Origin of the sequence: Acinetobacter sp. TSRC1-2 (assembly GCF_049895885.1) — a bacterium.
In the GTDB taxonomy this organism is placed as follows: Bacteria; Pseudomonadota; Gammaproteobacteria; order Pseudomonadales; family Moraxellaceae; genus Acinetobacter.
Genome location: NZ_JAFCTF010000015.1, coordinates 19,435 through 41,141, shown reverse-complemented (window position 1 = coordinate 41,141; position 21,707 = coordinate 19,435). Strand labels below are relative to the sequence as shown.

Annotated in this window: 21 protein-coding genes and 1 pseudogene; 9 read left to right on the top strand and 13 right to left on the bottom strand. The window is 36.3% G+C overall.

Features of this window, described 5'->3' with window-relative positions; genetic code table 11:
* Positions 1–364: 364 nt before the first annotated feature.
* Positions 365–1,855 (top strand): amidase, encoded by a 1,491-nt coding sequence (locus ACP69Y_RS14400; protein ID WP_425919097.1) that lies wholly within the window; start codon positions 365–367, stop codon positions 1,853–1,855.
* A 29-nt stretch (positions 1,856–1,884) separates the two neighbouring features.
* Here ACP69Y_RS14400 and ACP69Y_RS14395 read toward each other — a convergent pair whose 3' ends face one another.
* Together ACP69Y_RS14395 and ACP69Y_RS14390 are read right to left on the bottom strand one after the other, a co-directional pair.
* Positions 1,885–3,042 carry an MFS transporter gene (locus ACP69Y_RS14395; RefSeq protein ID WP_425919095.1) on the bottom strand — a complete coding sequence of 386 codons (1,158 nt, stop codon included), beginning with the start codon at positions 3,040–3,042 and terminating at the stop codon, positions 1,885–1,887.
* Between the two features lie 627 nt (positions 3,043–3,669).
* The gene (locus ACP69Y_RS14390) at positions 3,670–3,810 is read right to left on the bottom strand and encodes a hypothetical protein (RefSeq protein ID WP_425919093.1); all 141 of its coding nucleotides are present in this window, start codon (positions 3,808–3,810) and stop codon (positions 3,670–3,672) included.
* 686 nt (positions 3,811–4,496) lie between these two features.
* Here ACP69Y_RS14390 and ACP69Y_RS14385 point away from each other — a divergent pair.
* Both ACP69Y_RS14385 and ACP69Y_RS14380 read left to right on the top strand, forming a co-directional pair.
* Positions 4,497–4,667 carry a hypothetical protein gene (locus ACP69Y_RS14385; protein WP_425919091.1) on the top strand — a complete coding sequence of 57 codons (171 nt, stop codon included), beginning with the start codon at positions 4,497–4,499 and terminating at the stop codon, positions 4,665–4,667.
* A 239-nt stretch (positions 4,668–4,906) separates the two neighbouring features.
* Entirely contained in the window at positions 4,907–5,143 is a 237-nt protein-coding gene (locus ACP69Y_RS14380) for a hypothetical protein (RefSeq protein WP_425919090.1), read from the top strand.
* A gap of 64 nt (positions 5,144–5,207) precedes the next feature.
* Here the strand turns inward: ACP69Y_RS14380 and ACP69Y_RS14375 are convergent, their stop codons facing one another.
* Both ACP69Y_RS14375 and ACP69Y_RS14370 read right to left on the bottom strand, forming a co-directional pair.
* Complete coding sequence (locus ACP69Y_RS14375) at positions 5,208–5,462, bottom strand: hypothetical protein (RefSeq protein ID WP_425919088.1); 255 nt, start codon at positions 5,460–5,462, stop codon at positions 5,208–5,210.
* Positions 5,463–5,586: 124 nt separating this feature from the next.
* Entirely contained in the window at positions 5,587–5,754 is a 168-nt protein-coding gene (locus ACP69Y_RS14370) for a hypothetical protein (RefSeq protein WP_425919086.1), read from the bottom strand.
* Positions 5,755–6,833: 1,079 nt separating this feature from the next.
* On the opposite strand from ACP69Y_RS14370, the gene ACP69Y_RS14365 reads away from it, so the two are divergent.
* Complete coding sequence (locus ACP69Y_RS14365) at positions 6,834–7,448, top strand: SOS response-associated peptidase family protein (protein ID WP_425919084.1); 615 nt, start codon at positions 6,834–6,836, stop codon at positions 7,446–7,448.
* Between the two features lie 392 nt (positions 7,449–7,840).
* Complete coding sequence (locus ACP69Y_RS14360; protein WP_425919082.1) at positions 7,841–8,050, top strand: DUF2171 domain-containing protein; 210 nt, start codon at positions 7,841–7,843, stop codon at positions 8,048–8,050.
* Positions 8,051–8,181: 131 nt separating this feature from the next.
* Here ACP69Y_RS14360 and ACP69Y_RS14355 read toward each other — a convergent pair whose 3' ends face one another.
* The 7 genes from ACP69Y_RS14355 to ACP69Y_RS14325 all read right to left on the bottom strand — a co-directional run bounded on the left by ACP69Y_RS14355 (position 8,182) and on the right by ACP69Y_RS14325 (position 14,966).
* Complete coding sequence (locus tag ACP69Y_RS14355) at positions 8,182–8,412, bottom strand: hypothetical protein (protein ID WP_425919080.1); 231 nt, start codon at positions 8,410–8,412, stop codon at positions 8,182–8,184.
* 269 nt (positions 8,413–8,681) lie between these two features.
* Entirely contained in the window at positions 8,682–8,891 is a 210-nt protein-coding gene (locus ACP69Y_RS14350; protein ID WP_235942475.1) for a hypothetical protein, read from the bottom strand.
* A gap of 14 nt (positions 8,892–8,905) precedes the next feature.
* The gene (locus tag ACP69Y_RS14345; RefSeq protein ID WP_425919078.1) at positions 8,906–9,127 is read right to left on the bottom strand and encodes a hypothetical protein; all 222 of its coding nucleotides are present in this window, start codon (positions 9,125–9,127) and stop codon (positions 8,906–8,908) included.
* A 1,636-nt stretch (positions 9,128–10,763) separates the two neighbouring features.
* On the bottom strand, positions 10,764–10,994 hold the full coding sequence (locus ACP69Y_RS14340) for a hypothetical protein (RefSeq protein ID WP_425919076.1): 231 nt from the start codon (positions 10,992–10,994) through the stop codon (positions 10,764–10,766).
* Between the two features lie 256 nt (positions 10,995–11,250).
* Positions 11,251–12,342 (bottom strand): YheT family hydrolase, encoded by a 1,092-nt coding sequence (locus ACP69Y_RS14335; RefSeq protein ID WP_425919074.1) that lies wholly within the window; start codon positions 12,340–12,342, stop codon positions 11,251–11,253.
* Between the two features lie 83 nt (positions 12,343–12,425).
* On the bottom strand, positions 12,426–12,836 hold the full coding sequence (locus tag ACP69Y_RS14330; protein WP_425919072.1) for a nuclear transport factor 2 family protein: 411 nt from the start codon (positions 12,834–12,836) through the stop codon (positions 12,426–12,428).
* 105 nt (positions 12,837–12,941) lie between these two features.
* Positions 12,942–14,966, bottom strand: a complete 2,025-nt coding sequence (locus ACP69Y_RS14325; RefSeq protein ID WP_425919070.1) for an FAD-dependent oxidoreductase — start codon at positions 14,964–14,966, stop codon at positions 12,942–12,944.
* Positions 14,967–15,103: 137 nt separating this feature from the next.
* On the opposite strand from ACP69Y_RS14325, the gene ACP69Y_RS14320 reads away from it, so the two are divergent.
* Together ACP69Y_RS14320 and ACP69Y_RS14315 are read left to right on the top strand one after the other, a co-directional pair.
* A complete protein-coding gene (locus tag ACP69Y_RS14320; RefSeq protein ID WP_425919068.1) occupies positions 15,104–15,646 on the top strand; it encodes a PadR family transcriptional regulator in 543 nt (180 codons plus the stop codon).
* A gap of 18 nt (positions 15,647–15,664) precedes the next feature.
* Positions 15,665–16,564, top strand: a pseudogene (locus tag ACP69Y_RS14315) (alpha/beta fold hydrolase).
* A gap of 61 nt (positions 16,565–16,625) precedes the next feature.
* On the opposite strand, the gene ACP69Y_RS14310 reads toward ACP69Y_RS14315, so the two are convergent.
* Positions 16,626–17,540, bottom strand: coding sequence for a LysR substrate-binding domain-containing protein (locus tag ACP69Y_RS14310; RefSeq protein WP_425919066.1), 915 nt, complete (start codon positions 17,538–17,540; stop codon positions 16,626–16,628).
* Positions 17,541–17,792: 252 nt separating this feature from the next.
* On the opposite strand from ACP69Y_RS14310, the gene ACP69Y_RS14305 reads away from it, so the two are divergent.
* Positions 17,793–18,692 carry a LysR family transcriptional regulator gene (locus ACP69Y_RS14305; RefSeq protein ID WP_425919064.1) on the top strand — a complete coding sequence of 300 codons (900 nt, stop codon included), beginning with the start codon at positions 17,793–17,795 and terminating at the stop codon, positions 18,690–18,692.
* A 402-nt stretch (positions 18,693–19,094) separates the two neighbouring features.
* Here ACP69Y_RS14305 and map read toward each other — a convergent pair whose 3' ends face one another.
* Positions 19,095–19,889, bottom strand: a complete 795-nt coding sequence (gene map / locus ACP69Y_RS14300; protein ID WP_425919062.1) for a type I methionyl aminopeptidase — start codon at positions 19,887–19,889, stop codon at positions 19,095–19,097.
* A gap of 359 nt (positions 19,890–20,248) precedes the next feature.
* Between map and brnQ the strand changes: the two genes are divergently transcribed.
* The gene (gene brnQ, locus ACP69Y_RS14295; protein ID WP_425919060.1) at positions 20,249–21,535 is read left to right on the top strand and encodes a branched-chain amino acid transport system II carrier protein; all 1,287 of its coding nucleotides are present in this window, start codon (positions 20,249–20,251) and stop codon (positions 21,533–21,535) included.
* Positions 21,536–21,707: the final 172 nt, after the last annotated feature.

Below are 21,707 nucleotides of genomic sequence, written 5' to 3'. Positions count from 1 at the left end.
ACAACAATATATTTGCCCATTTTTATCTAAAAAATGAAAAGATAACGACTTGAAAATATTAAATTATTTATTATGAAATTGAATAATAATGATCTACTTAACCTGACCTCTAATAACATCAAAAGCGCCGCTATTTGTGAACCTTAATGAAATCATCTAAAGCTTGTTCTATGTAGGTAATACTTATCTCATTACTAAATTGATGTGATTTTTATCTTTTGTAAAGTTTTACTTTCGATATCTAAAGGTTGATTAAACGCTCTATCAATTAAAAGCCTTGAGGCCTAATCAAGTCCGTGTTGCTTCTTCATGTAAAATCCATTACAACAACTAAAGTTCATATCAAAATAAAACAAGGGCCTTAATGAATCTTTTTGAATATCTACAATATGACGGTCTAGGATTGGCTAAATTAGTTGCCAACAAAGAAGTTTCATCTTCCGAATTACTGAATTTAGCACTAGAGCGTGCGACCCATACCAATCCCAAATTAAATGCCATAATCATTCCCATGCATGATTATGCACAGAAACGTACCCAACAAGAATTAACTGGTCCTTTTGCGGGTGTGCCTTTTTTAGTCAAAGACTTATTTCAAGAATATGCAGGCTATCCCACTTCCTATGGCTGTAAAGGCTTAAAACGCATCAATCATATTTCTGAGCAAAATTCTGAAATTGTAAACCGATGGGAAAATTCCGGTATTGTCACCTTTGGACGTACCAACACTCCAGAATTCGGTATTAAAGGCATTACCGAGCCAGATGCCTGGGGAACTTGTCACAACCCCTGGAATTTAAAACACAATAGTGGCGGATCTTCAGGAGGTTCCGCATCTGCGGTTGCAGCAGGCATTGTTCCGATTGCCGGCGCTGGTGATGGGGGTGGTTCTATTCGTATTCCAGCATCTTACTGTGGCTTATTTGGCTTAAAACCGAGCCGTGGCCGTACACCTTGGGGTCCACAACTGAGTGAAGCCATGCATGGAGCAGCAATTCAACACATACTCGCCAAAACGGTACGAGACAGCGCTGCAATGCTTGATGCGACACACGGCGCTGAACATAGCTCCTTGTTTAAAATTGAACATCCTCAAAGTAGCTATTTAGACGCTATTCAACATCCGCCTAAAAAATTAAAAATTGCTTTTAGTACCCATTCCCCGATTGGCACCCACGTTTCTAAAGATGCGATTGCTGCAGTTCAAGATACGGTAAAATTATTGGAGTCATTAGGTCATACTGTGGTGGAAGATACGCCACCGATTGACGGTATGGCTCTAGCCAAAGATTTCATTACCACCTGGTTCAGTCAGTTTTCTTATATCCTGAACCAAATTAAACAACAACATCAGGCAAAAAATAGCGATTTTGAACTGGATTCACTCGCACTTGCTGCATTCGGTGGGCAAACCACGGCAATTGAATATATTCACAACCTGAATAACTGGGGTGTCTATGCCACAAAAATGAATCATTTTTTTGATCGCTATGACTTATATTTAACCCCTGCAACGGCTACTGTCGCACCTAAAAATGGCGAAATTAAAATACCCAACTGGCAAAAACCGATTCTGAAAAGTTTATTAAAATTGGGTAAAGCCCATTTACTCGCTCAAGGAAAATTAGTCGATCAAATTGTGAAAGAAAATTTAAAATGGGTTCCCTTTACTCAATTGGCCAATATTACCGGTCTTCCTGCAATGTCTGTTCCACTCTACTGGAATCAAGACAATTTGCCATTAGGTTCACAGTTTATTGCACCTTTTGCCCGTGAAGACTTGTTACTGCAACTTGCGGCTCAACTTGAGGAAGCACAACCTTGGTTTAATCGTTATAGTCAAATTCAACTGTAAAAATAAGCTCACAATATCGGGGTTTCCTTTTAGGCTTGTTGAATCTGTTTCGGTAGCCACCGAACAAACAGCAAGCCTACTAGAGTTGAAAGCCCGGCAATCATAAAAACCATCTCGCCAGAGATCAATTGCCAGTATCTACCTGCCAAAATACTGCCTATAGCTACACCTAAGCCCCACATGGTGCTATACATCGCTTGCCCACGTCCTTGCTGCCCCATTGAGAAGTTTTGAAAAATAATACGCATGGCAATCATATGAAATAAACCAAAACTAAAGGCATGAGTGGTTTGTGCTAAAAACTGCGCAATAAATGAATTGGGCAATAGGCCAACAACAATCCATCTTGCTCCAGTCAGAACCAAACATAGACTCACTAAACTACGCCAAGAAAATCGAGTTAAAAATATATGGGCAAAAGCAAACATGATAATTTCAGCGACCACGCCAACTGACCATAAAAAACCGATTTCTGTGGTGCTAAAACCGACTTGATGCAAGTAGTTGCTATAAAAACTATAAAATGGCGCATGGGAAAATAACAAGACAAATTCAATTGCAAAGAATGCCGCCACTACAGGGCGTTTTAATATGGGCAAGAGCGGTTCTAATTGCATTTGTGAACGCGGCGCGGTACTGGGTTCTTTAATGCTAAAAGACCAAATGAAAGCCAGAAATGCAATACACAGCAACATGACAGGTAACATTGAAATTGGGACAATTTCCAATAAAGCCCCGATACCAAAAACCCCTACAATAAAGCCAATCGAGCCCCATTTTCTCACTTTGCCATACAGTTGCGTTCGCTTTTCGCCTAACCAAAATAAAGTCACCCCTTCAAATTGCGCTAAAATTGCATTTTGAAAAAAGCTAAAAATCAGCATAAGTAATGCAACAGACTGGAAAGTATTTGGGATCAGGAAAATCATGAACCAAATGCAGGCTTCCATCCACGTTGCAAGGCGTACCAACAACATTCTTTTGCCAGACTTGTCAGCAATCCACCCCCAAATAAACGGTGCAAAAAAGCGTGTCACAATGGCTAGGGAAGATAAAAGTCCAATCTCTTGATAGTTAAACCCCTGATCTTCAAGATAAAGACTCCAAAAAGGCATGAAGGTTCCTACTATTGAATAGTAGAAAAAGTAGAATCCTGACAGTTTGTGCTGGATTGGCAAGCTTAGCATTTAGTTGCATTCCATCGTATTTTCAATAACTTAAATATTTAATAGTTGCATCACATTGCATGGTTTTGCCACTAATTTCACTTCAATAGTCTACGAATCAGTCTACAAAAATTAAAATAACTATTTTTTCATTTTTTGTAGATTCGTATTAAGCAGTCCTAACCTTACTGATTTTAGAATAAAAATTTATAAAATGAACATAAATATATTTTTATAGAACCTTCCCAATAAAATGAAGCAGACTATCTGACTTGGGACATCAATTAATATCATTGTATATTTTTCTTCATATAACCCATTACGCTTTAGAATGTTCTAAATATAAAACTCAATTATCTCAATATAAGTCGAACATACAGATTTTAAAAATCCTAATTTTTTGCAGGGTGCTCAAGGGAATCAATACATTTGATGACTGTATTAGGATTGTATTTTAGAAAATAGAAAGGAACTTAGAGCGATTTGGTGGCAAGGGCTATTTTTGATGCATGGTTGGATGAATAGGATTGATAATTAGGAAGAATAGTCTTTAGAAATATGCAAATTTGCGTACTGTTGCAAGTGAGTTAATGAGTTTGATAAAAATATAGGCCCTAATGTAATTAGAGCCTATTTGTATCTATAGCGTTATTTCTGCTCTTTAAGCGGATTCTCGGGTTGTTCATTTGGTTTTTTCTGTGGCTCTGAATTTTTATAAGAGTCTTGGTTGCCCTTATCATCGTTAGATTCTTTTTGCGGAGTTGATTGTTGATCTGATTTATTAGTCATGCGTATTTCCTTTTTGTATATGATTAACGAATAAATATGACATCTGGGGTTAAACATCAATAATATTTATGTTGCTCATTTTGTTTCCTGCGCTATACAAACACATACCCACTTCCCAAGTTTCTTTTTAGGTTTTGCTATAGGGGGACATTTTTTGGACGTATCAGACATACTCAAAATTAAACCAATAGTCAAAGCTAAATTGAATGGATGACGTATTCCCATAGGAATTGTCATAGCTAAGCCTTGTGGATCAACTTCATGTAAGAACTACTTCCAACATATCCATAAGTGTTCATGCCACCACCTCAACCTTCCCACATAGCGTCCTATAATTGCACCCTAATCTCTGAAATAATTATAGAATAGGTTAACTTTCACCTCGCACTACTGCCCTGTATGTCTTATGTGATACGTATCAATAACATTCTTTTACTACACTTCTTAAAAGGGATTAATAAATTGAAAGAGTAGGATTGCGTTGGGCTAAAAAAGAACTCAAAAGCAGCTCAGCTTTATAGAAAAGTTTTAAAACTTAATTATTTCAAAATTTGTATACAACTTAAAAATTATTATTTTTCAAAAATCTAGGATACATCTCGAGTATCAGTTATGTCTGTTAAGTTTTTATTAATTGATTTAAGATTACTAAGACCATCTATTTGATTTCGTGGGAGAATGAAAATATGCCTACAGGTGAAAAATCGGCTTATACAGATAAGCAAAAGCGAAAGGCAAAACATATTTCCGAGAGTGAAAAGGAACGTGGTCTTTCTGAAGAAGAGGCAGAAAGTATTGCTTGGGCTACAGTAAACAAGCAAGATGGCGGTGGCAAGAAAAAAAGACATTCCCATTAGAAAGTAAATCAATGTTGCATTATGCCAAAGCCCTTTGATTAGGGCTTTGTTCTGTTCGCTTCGTATTTATTTAGGATCATTTACCACTTATCGGGGAGTAAAATAGAATAAGCCATGTAAAAACATAGTTTTAATCCCATGTTAACCATACTCTCACTTGCAAATCACAATTTAACAATATTCAAGTCCCCTTGCTCATCTACAATTTCAGTTTTACCTTATATGAGGTGGAAAAGCGGATGGCGCTTTATTGCATAAAGAAAGATGGAAATTTCTTAACTTACCGCGATCAATTTAATGACTCACATACATGTGAGATATCAGAGTTGCATTTTGCAATATTTAGTAAATGGCACTGGACGACAGATGAAGATCGATCAAAAATTTTTATGAGTCAAAGAGAAGCTGAGATTTTTATTGCAGAAAATGAAAATGATTTTTTAAAGGGTGCAGAAGTTATTTTATTTAAATTATAATTGCATCAGTGACCAATATGTAACTAGCAATCTTATATAATCAGCTCTACTTAGAAAACTTCTTTTATTTTTCAAAATATTTCTTACAACCTTCAAAAAATTCCTCATTAAAATTCATTGATGGATCATCTTTATCATCATCACATTGATCTATGGACTTTAGCGTATCCTGTGCATAGCGATAACCATTGTATTGCTCTGTACCTTCTTTAAAACCACCAAATTCTTCTGGTTTCATGGCGGATTGAAAATAGAGAAAGGCCGCAATGCCTATAATTGCTAATACAGCGCTGATGATTTTGAAAGGTTTTAAGTTCATTATATTTATTTTTTGCCTTTGAATGAAATGATGATAAATAAAGATAAACGGAAAATTTATGTACGGGAACTTTAAAACAATAAAAACCCTGAATACTTGGATTCAAGGCAGGTAAAGCAAAGTTCTATTTCTGTTGCTTTTGCGGCTGTTCAGGTTGCTGATTTGGCTGCTTTTGAGGATTGGATTCCTGAATGTGCTGATTCTGCTGGTCAGGCTGTGGCTGATTCGATTGTTTCTGTTCATCAGGCTGTTGATTATGTTGACTTTGCTGCACTGGTTGTTGATTAGCCATTGTTATTTGCATCCTGTAGTTTGAAATACGTCATAAAGATTACGACTTTTTTAATCTACTCCTTAATTCTGTTTATCCCATAGTGTATCTGTTTCAATTTCCTTCTATGTAAGTTTAATTCCTTCATATAGTTGATTTAAAAAATAATATTTCTATCCAAGTTCACATTATTTACCAAAAGTATTAGAAATATTATTTTCACTAACAAGCCAATTTTAGGATCGGTTACCTCTCAAAAGTTTCGATCTAATTCAGTCCCCCTACAATGCTGATACAAATTCAAATCTCTCCTGACTAAGCAGTTCGTTTAGTTTCTTAAAAACTACCACTTAAAATCTTGATATTTCGCAAACGCATCGCAACAGAACTGCAAATCTTTTTAACTTGTATGGTGCTTTCACAACTCATTAGGATATCAAAAGAAAAACCCTGCCAATATCGAGTATTTAGCAGGGTTTTATGAGCTTTTGACTAAGGATAAGAAGCTAATTAATCAGCCTTACCACATTTACGGCACTCATGCGTGTATCCCTGCTTATGATCCCAGTTGAATTCATAAACATGAAAGCAGAATAGTTTACGAAGGGAATTAAGCATATTTTGTCTCCACAAAATTATAGTGAGCGCGCCCTCTATAACATGACTTCATCATCATTAGCTAAAATATGGCTCGGAATGAGATAATATAAATTTCAACTAATTTCTATCAATTATTTTCCAGAAATAATGCATCAAACTGATTGGCAAAAAATTCCTTATATGAATTAATCCAAATATAAGATTACATTATCAAAATAATCCACATACTATTTTCAAAACCCACTCGAAAACAAACTGGAAATATAAAGTTTTTTTATCCTAATATTTACATTTATATAGATCAATCTGAAAACCTGAATTTCCGAATTGACGTTATGAACTCTTGATCACTCGAGGCTTCTATTTTTCCGTTTGCGTAATATAATTAAAGCCGCGACAATAACTGGCCTGACTAGGAATGGTTCTAGATTTGTAAGATTCATTATGATTGCTGATTATTTTTGATTTAATGAGTATGAATAAAAATAAAGAGACAGCTCATGTGTGCAAATTTTGAAGCAATCAAAAAAAATCGAGCATTCCTCCTGGATCTTCCGGAGCCTCCATTTGAATTTCCTGACGATATTTTTCCTTTATACAACGCACCAATTTTAATGCATGGTGCTGATCAACTCGAATGGGATCTCGCCAAATTTGGACTCATTCCTTTTTGGGCTAAAGAGTTAAAATTTGGTCGTCATACCTATAACGCCAGAACTGAAAGTGTTGCTGAAAAGCCCAGCTTTCGACATGCCTGGCATAAAAATCAATTTACCTTAGTCCCCGTGGAAACGATCTTTGAACCTAAATATATAGATGGAAAGCCGCATTGGTATGGAATTTCTCGTGAAGATGGATTACCTTTCACTCTTGCAGCGATCTATGAAGATGCGGTTATCAATAATAAACCTGTCAGATCAATGAGCTTGTTAACCATCAATGCAGATCATCATCCATTTATGAAGCAATTCCATAAGCCTTATGATGAAAAGCGTTCCGTTGTTGTAATACCTGAAGACAAAAGAATCGATTGGCTAAATTGCAACGCTAATGTAGCAAATCAATTTTTCTTTGAAATGAAAGATGAATATGTGGCAACGCCAAAACGTCATTAAACAGAAAAACTATAGTAGAACGATATTCTTGATGCATAAGAAATTTAAAAGTCTGTCATTTTATTCGCACCAAGTATGCTGTTCATTTTATGAATAAAGCTAGATGACGATAAAAGTGCGCTTCTATAAGGTTTCAGAATTAACGCATAATCCCTGTAATTATTTTTTAAAATAAATACATATTTTTCAGTAACTTAATAAATCAAAAAAAATATTTACCCACTCATAATTAAACGATGTAAGTTAAAAATTTTAGTTCATTAAAATTATACTCATCCACTAAAGTAAATTTACTTAACAATTTATTCCCTTTTGCATATATAGCGCTCAAGATCCGAGAATGGCTTAAATTAGATAGTACAAGATTACCGCTCTTGTAGGAGAGGTATGAAATGGCAACTGTCAATGTAAATAACATTACCAAACATGCAGATGTAATTGCATTGTGTGGTACAAAAGTGGGAAAAGTTAACCACCTTGAAGGTTCATACAAAATTAAGTTAACAAGAAATAAAGCAGGTAGTCATCACCTTATTACACTTTTCTGGATAAATGAGATTAAAGGTAATCAAATACGCTTCAATATCGACCTGAAGAAATAAAAAAACATGTGGGTCGCAGCTCAAATTAAAGCTGCCATTTAAAGCAAAAGTCGTTTATTTGAAAAGACTTATTTTTAGTATAAAGCTTTATTTTGCTCAAATTTGATAAACGAAAATACCAGTGAATCTTATTACTTAAAGTAATGCTTACAGCCTTGTGAAAAATTAGGATTAAAATTGATTGCTGGATCATCTTTTTCATCATCACACTGCTTTACAGAATTTAATCGATTGTCTTGGGCATAGCGATAACCATTGTATTGTTCAGTGCCCTCTTTAAAACCGCTAAACTCTTCAGGTTGAGAAAAATACTGAAATGCGAAAAATGCAGAGATACCGAGAATAGTTAGAACAGAACTCATTATTCTTAGTTGTTTTGATATCATTTTTAATTGCCATAATAGCTTGTGCATAAGAAATACAAATATATATGATTTCCTTAAACTTTTCCTTAATATTTCATCATGTTTGAATTTATTTAAAATAGTTTATTTTATATCAATCCAACACTTAATTTTTAAATTTAAGCATCTAATTATATAAAAATTAGTATTATTCTTATTAGTTAATTTATATTCAAATTTTTCATATATATTCTTTATAACAACCTAAAGAAATATAAATCAAATATCTATTTAAAGTGATCCTTACACACCCATACTTCTCCATCTATCCGAACACGATCAGGTCCAATTAATTCTAATTTTTTACCATAATAATTGGTAAGATTTATGAAATTTCCATTTTTATCATAATTAGCCCAAACACCTCGCTGAATATCAGGACTGTCTAATTTATAAAATGTAACCAATTTCTGCGGATATGTTGTTGTCATGTTCATTTTACATAACCCTGTTAATCTGTTAGATCAGGAAGATCTTGTTCTATAAAAAAAATCTTCCCCGTCGAATTTGAAACCCATTGATAAGTCCCCATAATTCTGGTTAATTTTTCTTGAGATGAGTCATAGACATTCATCAAATTAAGCTCGTCATCATACTCACCCATATAAATGAGCTGGAGTGAAACTTTAAAATCCTCATTCATTTTATATACTTTCACGGATTTAATATGCATACTTTACTCCTTTTGTCCTGTTTAAAGGGGCCTAAACCCCTTTCAACATAATAGTGACATAATGAGCTGATTCTTATTTTTCATTTTGTGTTGGCTTTTCAGGCGATCTTTTCTCATTATTCCTATGGTCATGCTCTGGTAGGTGGTGGGGTTGTTTTATAGGTTGATTTCGTTGATTAGACTCTGTTTGATTTTGAGGTTTCGATTTAGGCATAATAGTATTCCTGCTGGATATTTTACTTAATGATAATATCAGCTCAATTATTAATCATAATATTAGCATATACCCAAGTTAACTTAATAAAAACAGCAATGATGTATCAAAATATAATATTTAAATAAAAGTATATTTGTAAAATAAAATATTAATACTAAACAAACCATTAGTTTATAAATCAAGATATAAAAATTAATGATTCTTAAATTAAATATTTATAAAAATTAATTTAATATAATTTTTAGCTATTCAAAATATCTTCAGTTCCAATTTAAAAAAAATATATAAATCATCTTTAAAAAGAACAAATAATCTAAAAAATATAAAATGATATAATCAAAAAAATTCTATATATTCAGTATGTTGTTTATTAGAAAAACTTGTTAATTCAGTTAAGAAAATATGAATAAGGAAAAAAATATCTCAAAAACTCCAACAGTTTCAAATTTTGAGTTTGATCGTTATCTGAGTACTTGATATGAACATAAAATAGCCCGCTTGCCCATCAAGCATCAACCAGAAGATAGCACTAATATTTCTGCCACTTCCAGCTTAAATTAAAATGGCACAATTCGGTACAAAATCGTTGCTTAGATGAAAATGAAGTATTAGATAAATCAATTGGTGAAGCTAGTATTATAGATGAAGTAAATGGCAAACTTAAAGTGAGTTTCCTCCTGAAGAATTAAGCTGGATTCCTTTTACCAAATGTGATTATGGGGTTTTAAAAATTGATGTGCCTTACCATAATGTATTAGTCGGTGAACCCTGACCTAAAGTACTTATAGCTACTTAATCCGATATAAGCTTAGATGAAGCGACTAAACAAAAATATTTAAATTATGCAGAAAGCTTAGGCGATGATCTATCTGAATTAATTCATACTGTGTGTGTACATACGGGGCATAAAACTTCTTAAGCTTAAAGTGGGGTATTTAACTAAGTTGATAAAATTCAAATTAATAAAAAAGCACCCTAAGGTGCTTTTTTATACAACATTCTTTGACTAATTCAACATTTGCCCAAAAGCATAAATAACAAGCATTAGCATAAGAGCTGATGAGGAAGTTAATAATAATTCTAGTGTGCTCATCATCTACCACCCCCTATATAAAGTGGATTACTTTTTATACCCCTATTATACTCACCCATAAATGACAAAAAGTGACAAAAAACGCTCAAAAAACCACAAAAATGTAAAAATTAATTTCTTCAAATATATCTTTAGATAAAATCCTAACTTCTTTAATTCGTAAAGCACATCAAGCATTGCACATATCAAATCATATTTTTCATTATAAAATGACTTATTAAAAGAGAATTTTATTGATACAAAACAACAACTGTAAATAGATAATCAGATAGCAAAAAAACCGCCTTTTAGGCGGTTTTAATTTGGATCAGTGATTATTTATATGTTTAATTCACACGTGAGGTGAATCGGAACATTTCATTAATACCTGTATAGAAGCTACGACCATCAAGATTCAAATCGATTTCAACACCAGACTGAAGTAAAACTTTCTTTCCAACTTCAACCCATTTAAACCCATCGCGAGTACTTTGCATTTTTTTTGAAGGAACCAGCGATACAATAATTTCACTACCATTTACAGATTTTGCTACTAAATTTTCAATTATATTCAACATTTACACCAATTTTTTTCAACACATACAGAAACGCCACCATTGGCATTTCAAAATAACAACCTTAACTTTGATAACGCAGATTAAATAAGACTTATATCAATTTTAAAAAAAGAACACTTTCATGTCATTTTTATTGTTGCGTTGATTATAACAGAAATACTGATTTAAACACCAACTATTTATCAGTCAGACCAATGGTAATTGCATCAAAATATTTCAAAGAGTCCATTATAAATCAATTTCTACCTTCTTAACTTTACTGATGTTGCGCAATGAAATAGTCTGCAATCAATCGCGCTGACCATGATTGCGTGTGATTTAAACCCTCATAAAAACCGCAATGACTACCCTTTTTCGTGGTTACCACCATAATATTCGACATCTGCTGGAGAGCTTCTTTAAAGGGATCAAAATTCCGAATATGGCAAACTGGATCATCCTCTGCGTTTAAAATCATGAGTGGGATTCTGACATTTTCAAATACTAAGATCGGGTTGGTTGCCTGATTATAGTCCTCAAAACTGCTATAGCCTGCCAGTTCAAAACACTGATACTGAAATTCTAATAGGCTTGTACTAGCTAGCACCTGAGACAGAGATGCCGTTTTTTCCCACGTCGCCGTATAAGGATAAATAAAAGACTTAAAAAGCTTTTTGGTCATCACCTTGCTGTAAAAAGGATGGACGTTTTTAAAGCCATGTTCAGTGTCATAGCCTGGACAAAGCGCAAAAGCGGCTTTAAATGGAGTTTGCTCCCCTTCTTCTCCCAAATAGCGCACCAATAATCCTGTACCTGCAGAGGAACCTACGGCATATAAAGGAGAAACTGGAAATTTTGTTTGAATATGTAGAATCTGTTCACGCAAATCATCGGTTGAACCAAATATAGAAATCTTCGGTATCGGCATGGGTAAGTTGGCATGACCACGGCGCAAACACAACGCTACACGCCAACCTGTATGTTGATGTAAGTCACGCACCAGTTCTGACATACTTTCAGGTGTGCCAGTCAGTGTATGCATTAATATAATAGTCGGGGTATCTACCGGAAGATCAAGCCCATACCAGGCAATACCTGTGACGCCACCATCCGACATGTGTAACTCTTCAATGGCATCATATTTAAGCTGAATGGTTTTCTTTTTAATCAAGTCAAAATACATCAGATGCAAATGCGTATTTGACAACCACGGCGTCGGACGATATTTCTGTTTCAGTTGAGGCAAAACATCGAGCATTTGCCGTGCTTCACCTTGTGGATTGAAATATAGCGTAGGAAATTCTGCACCGGTCATCTGATCGACAATTTCCTGTGCCAAAACACTAATTTTTTTGACTAAAAATCTCATATTGGCTCCACCTTAATAATGATGCAACTCAAAATACTTAATACATGTCAGTCTATTAACAGTTTATATATTTACTATACTCTTTATGCTTTTGGCATAAAAGCAGCCATGCGTTGTCCCATCTGTGCAGCCAATGCTTCCAAACCACTCTTAGGACGTAGCATCACCTCAAAATCAACAATTTGACCTTGTTCATTAAAACGAATCATATCGATGCCTTTAAGCTTCTTTTCTCCGACATTGGCTGAAAACTCCAGTACCACGCTCAATCCATCGTCTGCATAAAATTCACGGTGATAAGTAAAGTTTTCAAAAATCTGAATGACATTGCTCAAAATAAAAAACACTACTTGCTTACCTGGATAAGGGTTAAATGCCACCGGTGAGCGGAAAACCACATCTTCAGCAAGCAGATCATCCAAGATAGACATATCGCGTGTTTCAAGCATTTCATGCCAGCGTTGAATCGATGCTTGAGTAGTTTTTAAAGCCATTTTTATTTCCTTATGATTTTATTATTTCGATTCATGGATAGAGTGGTTTTTCTTTCTACTCTAAACCTATTTGAGTCCTCTCCAAAGGGAGAGGACTCCATAACTTTAAATCACTGCCGCCAAATCAGCACCTTGACGAATGGCGCGTTTTGCATCCAATTCACCGGCTTCTTTGGCACCACCAATCAAATGCACGTTCTTACCATCTGCTTTAAGCTGATCGAACATGGCAGTAAACGGTTCCTGACCGGCACAGATCACTACATTATCAACTTCTAATACAGTTGGCTGACCATTGACCAGTATATGCAAGCCTTGATCATCAATCTTTTCATAGCTTACCCCTGCCACCATTTTTACTTCACGGTGTTTTAAACCGGTACGGTGAATCCAGCCCGTAGTTTTACCCAAGCCTGCACCCACTGATTTTGCTTTACGCTGCAATAGGTAAATTTCACGATTGGATTGTTCTAGTTCTGGGGCTTTCAAACCACCGACATTTTGATACGTGGTATCAATGCCCCATTCATTATAGAATTTTTCCGGATTCAGGCTTGCGCTATCACCTTCATGCGTTAAATATTCAGCTGTATCGAAACCGATACCACCTGCACCAATAATCGCGACACGTTGTCCGACTGGCTTACGTTCTTTTAATACTTCCAGATAAGTCAGAACTTTTGGATGATCAATACCCTCAATCTCTAAATGGCGTGGAGTCACCCCGGTTGCTACTACGATGTCATCAAACTCTGATTCAGTCAGTTCGTTATAAGTCGCTTGATGATTTAGACGTAACTTAATATTAGGAAGTAATTCAATTCTACGTTTAAAATAACGTAGTGTTTCATAGAATTCTTCTTTGCCCGGAATGGTTTTGGCAATATTAAACTGACCACCAATCTGATTGGCCGCTTCAAAAATAGTAACCTGATGTCCACGTTCTGCCGCATAGGTGGCAAAACTTAAACCAGCCGGACCCGCACCAATTACTGCAATATTTTTTGCAACGGCGGTTTCTTTAAAGATTAATTCTGTTTCATAACATGCACGCGGATTGACCAGACAAGTTGCAATTTTCATCGAGAAAATATGATCTAAACAGGCCTGATTACAGCCAATACAGGTATTAATTTCATCACTACGACCTTGTTCCGCTTTTTGCACAAAAAATGCATCAGCAAGCATTGGACGCGCCATAGAGATTATGTCTGCATGACCCGAAGCCAAAACATGCTCTGCCATTTCTGGGGTATTAATACGGTTTGAAGTAATCAGTGGAACCTTGACCAGACCTTTCAGTTTTTCTGTCACCCAGGTAAATGCTGCACGCGGCACTTTGGTGGCAATAGTCGGAATACGTGCTTCATGCCAGCCAATACCGGTATTGATAATGGTTGCACCCGCTTTTTCAATTTCTTTCGCCAGTTGTACCACTTCATCAAAAGTTGAACCGCCCTCAACCAGATCCAGCATGGATAAACGATAAATAATAATAAAGTTTTCACCAACTGCTTCACGGGTACGTTTTACAATTTCAATTGGGAAACGAATCCGGTTTTCATAGCTCCCGCCCCATTCATCATCACGATGGTTGGTCCGTGCGGCAATAAATTCATTAATCAAATAGCCTTCAGAACCCATGATTTCAACACCATCGTATCCTGCATATTGTGCCCACTTGGCACAGTGAGCAAAATCTGCAATGGTCTGATTCACTTCTGCTGTGGTTAAAGCATGCGGTTTACTTGGATTAATCGGTGCTTGAATGGCAGACGGCGCGACCAAATCGGCCTGATAAGAATAACGACCAGTATGTAAAATTTGCATGGCAATTTTGCCACCTGCATCATGCACCGCTTTAGTAATCACTTGATGCTTTTCAGCTTCTTCACGACTGTCTAATTTAGCACCACCAGAAAACGTCAGTCCTGCGTCATTCGGTGAAATACCCCCTGTGACAATCAGCCCTACACCACCTTGAGCACGTTCAGCATAAAATGCAGCCATACGATCATAACCACCGGGTGCTTCTTCCAGGCCTACGTGCATAGATCCCATCAAGACACGGTTTTTTAGCGTGGTAAAGCCTAAATCTAAAGGTGCTAACAAATGAGGGTAATTAGACATATGATCTCCTTGGCGTGCTATTTGAGCTAGCGAATAGGGTGTTTAATGCAACTTGTTGCATAACTTATATTCCAGATTTGATTTTTATGCAACATGTTGCATAATGATTGGGTAATTTTTTACTGACTGAGCCGTTTATGTCTTTAGCCCATGTTTTATTGACCAGCTTAATTGAAAAACCAAGTACGGGAATTGATTTAGCACGTCGCTTTGACCGTTCAATGGGCTTCTTCTGGAATGCAACGCATCAGCAAATTTATCGTGAACTCAGTGGTATGCAACAAAAAAACTGGATCTCCACCATTGAAAACCATAACGCAACCAGTCGTAAAAAAACTTATCAAGTTGAAAAATTGGGTCGTACTGAATTAGCGGACTGGATGATCAAACAAAGTCCTCCAGCACAATTACGCGAAGAGTTAATGGTTCGACTACGTGCCGAAGCTCAACTGGGTGGCAATACTGTACTACCTGAATTAGAACGACATCTGATTTTACACAAAGAAAATCTAAAAATTTACCAAACAATTTTTGCAAAAGATTTTGCCAATGGGCAAGATCAAGATCGAACCCAATTTATTCATAAAATGATTCTACAACTTGGGATTGATTTAGAAATAGGTTGGATCAAGTGGCTAGAAAGCATGATTCCACAATTAAAAGCATTCAATGAACAATAATAAACCCAGGAAATAACCATGTCACATTACCGTATGCCTGATGGCGAACAACTTTTTGTCCGCGAATTTGGACAAGGCCAGCCTGTTCTAGTCCTGTCAGGTTTAGGTATGCAAAGTTGGCAATGGCTCCCTTTCTTATATTCCCAAGCCAAGAACAATAAATTCATTATTCCGGATTGGCGTGGTTTTGGCGGCTCACAGTGTTGCAGCATTCCTGAACTCGATGCGATTTCAAGCCACTGGCGTGATATAAACAGCTTAATTGAACAGCTTAACTTAAATGAGTTTTCTGTTATTGCCTATTCCATGGGTGCAACAACGGCCATGCATGGCATGCATTACAGTAATTTAAATGCAAAATTAACCCGTTATTTACATATTGATCAAACGCCAAAAATTTCAGTAGATGAGACTTGACAATACGGTTTATTTAGCCAGCAACAACCTAAATTTAAACAACTCTTGGCAGAGATTTCGCAACTGCTTGCAGCAAAACCTGATGCACTTCAGTGGTCTGATCTAGATCCAGCATCCCGACAACATTTATTAGAACTTTGGCTCGGGTTTCTTCTACTTCAAGCGAGTAATAAAGCTACTCCTTTACTGTTCAAAACGGCATTAAAACAGCCTAAATTACAGTCCCTCATTTTACCGATGCAGCGTCTAGATTATTTAGCCTGGTATGTGAATAATTATTTACATCATAACGAAGATTATCGTGAGGCCATTGCACAGCTTTCTTGTCCCAGCACTTTTTTTATTGGGGAAGAATCCAAGCTCTATCCAGCAGCAGGACAAAAAATAATTGCCAATAGCGTAAAAAACTCAAAACAGATTATCTTTAAAAAGTCTGGGCATACGCCATTAATCAGTGAACCGATCAAATTTAGCCGCGAAATTGGCCAGTTTCTAAAATAAAGTAATATTTCTTAAACAGAGCAATTAAATAATAAATAAAGTCATTAAATAGCGATCAAGATTAAAAAATACGACGATCATACTTGATGGCTTCCAGGTCATAAACTTGATAAACACTATCCAATAATGAACGGATATAATCACTGTCGTCTGCGTTCCGAATAATCAAAAATACTGGGCTGACGGCGTCATCATCTAATATAGGAATATAATTCATATGCTTAAACTGAATGGTTTTGGCGCTCTCTGGAACAATACACAGACCTTCGCCTGCAGCCACCAAACCTAAAGCCAGTTGAATATCCTCAACTACGGTTAAATTTTTAGGCTCTAAACCATATTCTGAAAATAGACCTTTCATTTGGGTCGAAAAGCTCGGCTTGGGTTGATTGGGATATAACAACACATGTTCATCCACTATTTCTTCGAGTTTGACCCCTTGTTTTTTTGCAGCTAGCGCATGACTTGAATGCACAGCAACCATCAACGGCTCTTCACGCAATAGAATTCGCTTAATTGAAGGATCAGAAATTCGGACCCGACCAAAACTGGCATCAATCCGACCCTCTTTAAGCGCGTCTATTTGCTCCATGGCATTCATCTGAACCAGTTTAATTTTCAAATACGGCTGTTGCTGACGAAATAAATAAACCACTCGAGGTAATAGCCCATACAACAGGGAACCCCCAAAGCCGATGGTGAGGGTTCTTTTTATCACGCCTTCACGCATGGTAATCGACTTCAACTGGTCTGCACTGGATAACAGTTTCACTGCTTGCTGATAAAAAAAATGTCCTACCGCTGTAGGTTTTAATGGACGACTTCCACGCTCAAACAGTAAAGCGCCCAGCTCAGTTTCAAGGTTTTGAATTTGACGACTTAAAGGAGGCTGGGCAATAAATAACTTTTCAGCAGCCTTGGTAAAACTCTGCTCCTCAACCACTGCGACAAAATAGCGTAAATGTCTTAATTCCATGACATTTTTCCTTTATTCAAATCTATATATTGATAAGAAGTCATAATAAGAATAGAGAAATCCAACCTTGTTTAACTCAAAGCAGCCACAGATCAAATTAAAGAAAAGCCTTCTATATAGATATTCCACTTTAGCCTTGTGATCTCAATAAGATAGCCAATTAAAATCTGAAAAATTAAACAAATTTAAAATTGACAAACTGAAACGATAAATCTTTAATCTTCAGTATTGTTGCATAAATGGAATTCTTAAATGCTGTCTGATCTTGATGATTTTTATTGCTTTGCCTTGGTGGTTGAACATGGAGGGTTTAGTGCAGCAGAACGCGCGACCGATATCCCCAAATCAAAATTAAGTCGTCGCGTTTATAATCTTGAAGAGCATTTGGGGGTTCGGTTAATTCAACGCAGTTCACGCCATTTTGCAGTCACTGATATTGGGATGAATATTTATCGCCACGCGCAAGTCATGATGAATGCTGCCCAAGCGGCACATGATTTAGTCGATCATCTGAGTATTCAGCCACGCGGCGTGATTAAAGTCAGTCTACCGGTCTCCATCGCGCAAAATGAAATTGCAAAAATTTTGCCTGCATTCCTCAAGACCTATCCTGAAATCAAAATCCAGCTCATTGTGAGTAATCGCCGTGTCGATATCATTAATGAAGGCATTGATATTGCTTTACGGGTACGCTCAAATTTAGATGACGATCCTAGTCTGGTAATACGCAAATTCGAAAACATCGAACAACACTTATTTGCCAGTCAGGCTTATTTGAATGAATTTGGTGAATTAAAACAACCGGAAGATTTAAGTCAACATCACATCCTGAGTATGGCAGATGAACATCTCGATCAGCATATTGTGGTACACGATGAACATAATCATCAAAAAAAAATCAAGGTAAACCCCATGGTGATGGGATCTGATTTAATGATGCTTGCGCAACTGACAAGACAAAATTGCGGTATTGCCTTATTACCTGACACTATTGTGGAGGATTACGTCCAAAGCGGTGAATTAGTTCGTGTGCTCCCTAACTGGAAAGCCCCGCATGGTATTTTCCATGCTGTTTATCCCTCACGCCGTGGACTACTACCTGCTGTACGTGTCTTTATCGATTATCTAGTAGAACATCTCAGTAAATATTAATTTTTCTCATGTCTGATCTATTAAGAGATCATGGCTGAATATTTAAAGCGATTTGCATACACATTTCAGCCTTCCCTCGACAAAAAAACCGTGATCAAAAATAAAGCATGAAACATCACTTGATGTATTAAAAATTTTAGACAAAAAAAAGCTTACCCGAGTTGGATAAGCCTATAAACTTTAAAAAAGAAACTACAGCTAGAATCTATATGGATATAGTACGAAAAAAGTAAAGTAAAATCTAATATTTAATACATCTTATAGAAAAATCCCAAAAAAATATTTTCTAAGTAAAACAACAATATAAATTTTTAAATAATAGTTTTTAAAACTTTATTAATCTATAAAATAGACTGCTTTTCACAAAATATAAAACAGTCTATTTCATTTAAATCTTATTCATTAAATTTCAGGATATGAACCCGTACCCTCTGGCCAAGCAGATAAAAGCTCAAAACCGGTATCAGTCACAGCAACCATATGTTCCCATTGTGCAGTCAAAGAGCGATCTGCTGTAACCACTGTCCAGCCATCTTTAAGCTCTTTTACACGTGGCTTGCCGGCATTGACCATCGGTTCAATGGTAAACACCATGCCTTTTTTAAGCATAAGCCCCTGACCCGGTTGACCATAATGCAAAACATTCGGTTGTTCATGGTAAACCTTACCAATGCCGTGACCGCAATATTCACGCACAATGCTATAACCTTCACGATGTGCAACCGACTGAATCGCAAAACCGATATCACCGAGCGTTGCACCCGGTTTCACTGCATGAATACCCGCTACCATCGCTTCATAGGTGGTTTCAACCAGTTTTTTAGCTTCAGGCTTAACTGTACCGACGTAATACATACGACTGGTATCACCAAAGTAACCATCTTTAATAATCGCAACATCAATATTGATAATATCGCCATCTTGCAAAATGGTATTTGGCGATGGAATACCGTGACAAACCACTTCATTGGGTGAAATACAGGTGGTTTTGGTATAACCATAATAGCCAACATTGGCCGGAATCACTTTTAATGTATTTACAATGAAATCATTACAAATATCATCCAGATATTCTGTACTTACGCCCGGCTTGACATACTCCCCTATCATTTCTAAAACCTGAGCAGCCAGACGCCCGGAAATACGCAGTTTCTCGAGATCTTGCTCAGTTTTAATGGTAATAGTGGAAGCTTTCATTGCATCATCCTCATAAATAAGGCTTATGATTATAGACCTTTTCCTATTTTTTTGTTTAATTACAGTGCATAAAGGAAAAAGAGTTGGACTTTTTAGGGTTTTAATGACTGAATTACATACATTTAAACTGTCATTACAAAAAAATTAAACAGTGCGTAAAGCTTTAAAAGAGAAGACTATTTTCCCTTGTTTTGTATTTTTTATTCAATAATCAACAATATAAATCAACCGGAATTTAGCCATTTGTTTATATATCTGTATATGCATATAAATAAAAATCATAACCTGAATAAAATAAAGTACCAAAATGCTTTTCTATCCTCTAAAATTGCCTCTTTTGGTCAATCCATCTCCCCTCTATGACAAGTCTCCGTACAAGAGATATTATTGCCTTAGGTTTTATGACCTTTGCACTTTTCATTGGTGCCGGCAATATTATCTTTCCTCCGATTGTCGCTCAACAAGCGGGTGAGCATGTATGGTTAGCTGCTTTAGGTTTTCTAATTACTGCAGTTGGTCTACCTGTCATCACCATTATGGCGTTATCGCGTGTAGAAGGGTCCATCCAAAATTTAAGTTCGCCTTTAGGCAAAATCGCCAGTCTGATTTTGACTATCGTGTGTTACTTAGCTGTTGGTCCTTTGTTTGCAACTCCACGTACAGCAACGGTTTCTTATGAAATCGGTTTTTCCTCTTATTTTGGTACTTCAAGTGGCAGCCTGCTCATTTACAGTGCAATTTATTTTGCCGTTGTGACAGTGGTGTCTTTATACCCAAATAAATTGCTAGATACGGTAGGTCACTTTCTTGCACCCTTAAAGATCATTTCTTTGGCTGTGCTAGGTATCGCAGCATTTGCAATTCCTGCTGGGTTCATTCCACCCGCAATTAATAACTATGTGACTGCTCCTGTTTCTGAAGGCTTTGTTAATGGTTACTTAACCATGGACACTTTAGGCGCATTGGTCTTTGGTATTGTCATTATTCACGCGATTCATTCACGTGGTGTAACTGATAAAAAACTGGTGACTAAATATGCAGTGATCGCAAGTCTGATTTCTGGTGTAGGTTTAACGCTAGTTTACTTAAGCCTGTTTAAATTAGGCTTAGGCAGTCACGAAGTGGCTCCAAATGCAGCGAATGGTGCAGTGATCCTGCATGCATATGTGCAACATGCGTTTGGTGATGCTGGCTCTCTATTCTTAACCGGAATGATTTTTCTTGCCTGTATGGTTACAGCCATTGGTCTAACCTGTGCATGTGCAGAATATTTCTCAGAACTGACTAAAGTGCCTTATAAAATCTTGGTTTTTATTTTGGTAGGCTTCTCATTTATCATTTCAAACCTGGGTTTAACCAAACTTATTGCAGTGTCTGTCCCTGTATTAAGTGCAATTTATCCACCCGCTATTGTTGTCATTCTACTGAGCTTCTTCTGGAAGTTTTTCAATAAACCTGCTTACGTTGTTGCACCCGTAACCGCGATTGCATTTTTATTTGGCATACTGGATGGACTTAAAGTTGCAGGTTTCAACTTACCTGAAATTATTCAGCATTTACCTTTAAATGCACAAAATTTAGCATGGCTTATTCCATCAACCGTTGTGCTGATTATTGCTATTGTGATCGACAAAGTTAAAAAGTAACCAAAAACTGATGTCATTAAAATCAAGTTTTACCCAAACAGGATTTTAAGCGTGATCAATAAAACATCCTGTTTTACCCAAGCAGAGTTTTATTGTTTACATCTCTAATTGACAGAGTTTTCTGTATATATCTCATTCTAAAAAAGATTAGCGATTCATCGTTATTTGTCGC

Coding starts and splice junctions, on each gene's coding strand:
- ACP69Y_RS14400 (WP_425919097.1), top strand. CDS start 365: ATGAATCTTTTTGAATATCTACAATATGACGGTCTAGGATTGGCTAAA.
- ACP69Y_RS14395 (WP_425919095.1), bottom strand. CDS start 3,042: ATGCTAAGCTTGCCAATCCAGCACAAACTGTCAGGATTCTACTTTTTC.
- ACP69Y_RS14390 (WP_425919093.1), bottom strand. CDS start 3,810: ATGACTAATAAATCAGATCAACAATCAACTCCGCAAAAAGAATCTAAC.
- ACP69Y_RS14385 (WP_425919091.1), top strand. CDS start 4,497: ATGCCTACAGGTGAAAAATCGGCTTATACAGATAAGCAAAAGCGAAAG.
- ACP69Y_RS14380 (WP_425919090.1), top strand. CDS start 4,907: ATGGCGCTTTATTGCATAAAGAAAGATGGAAATTTCTTAACTTACCGC.
- ACP69Y_RS14375 (WP_425919088.1), bottom strand. CDS start 5,462: ATGAACTTAAAACCTTTCAAAATCATCAGCGCTGTATTAGCAATTATA.
- ACP69Y_RS14370 (WP_425919086.1), bottom strand. CDS start 5,754: ATGGCTAATCAACAACCAGTGCAGCAAAGTCAACATAATCAACAGCCT.
- ACP69Y_RS14365 (WP_425919084.1), top strand. CDS start 6,834: ATGTGTGCAAATTTTGAAGCAATCAAAAAAAATCGAGCATTCCTCCTG.
- ACP69Y_RS14360 (WP_425919082.1), top strand. CDS start 7,841: ATGGCAACTGTCAATGTAAATAACATTACCAAACATGCAGATGTAATT.
- ACP69Y_RS14355 (WP_425919080.1), bottom strand. CDS start 8,412: ATGAGTTCTGTTCTAACTATTCTCGGTATCTCTGCATTTTTCGCATTT.
- ACP69Y_RS14350 (WP_235942475.1), bottom strand. CDS start 8,891: ATGAACATGACAACAACATATCCGCAGAAATTGGTTACATTTTATAAA.
- ACP69Y_RS14345 (WP_425919078.1), bottom strand. CDS start 9,127: ATGCATATTAAATCCGTGAAAGTATATAAAATGAATGAGGATTTTAAA.
- ACP69Y_RS14340 (WP_425919076.1), bottom strand. CDS start 10,994: ATGTTGAATATAATTGAAAATTTAGTAGCAAAATCTGTAAATGGTAGT.
- ACP69Y_RS14335 (WP_425919074.1), bottom strand. CDS start 12,342: ATGAGATTTTTAGTCAAAAAAATTAGTGTTTTGGCACAGGAAATTGTC.
- ACP69Y_RS14330 (WP_425919072.1), bottom strand. CDS start 12,836: ATGGCTTTAAAAACTACTCAAGCATCGATTCAACGCTGGCATGAAATG.
- ACP69Y_RS14325 (WP_425919070.1), bottom strand. CDS start 14,966: ATGTCTAATTACCCTCATTTGTTAGCACCTTTAGATTTAGGCTTTACC.
- ACP69Y_RS14320 (WP_425919068.1), top strand. CDS start 15,104: ATGTCTTTAGCCCATGTTTTATTGACCAGCTTAATTGAAAAACCAAGT.
- ACP69Y_RS14310 (WP_425919066.1), bottom strand. CDS start 17,540: ATGGAATTAAGACATTTACGCTATTTTGTCGCAGTGGTTGAGGAGCAG.
- ACP69Y_RS14305 (WP_425919064.1), top strand. CDS start 17,793: ATGCTGTCTGATCTTGATGATTTTTATTGCTTTGCCTTGGTGGTTGAA.
- map (WP_425919062.1), bottom strand. CDS start 19,889: ATGAAAGCTTCCACTATTACCATTAAAACTGAGCAAGATCTCGAGAAA.
- brnQ (WP_425919060.1), top strand. CDS start 20,249: ATGACAAGTCTCCGTACAAGAGATATTATTGCCTTAGGTTTTATGACC.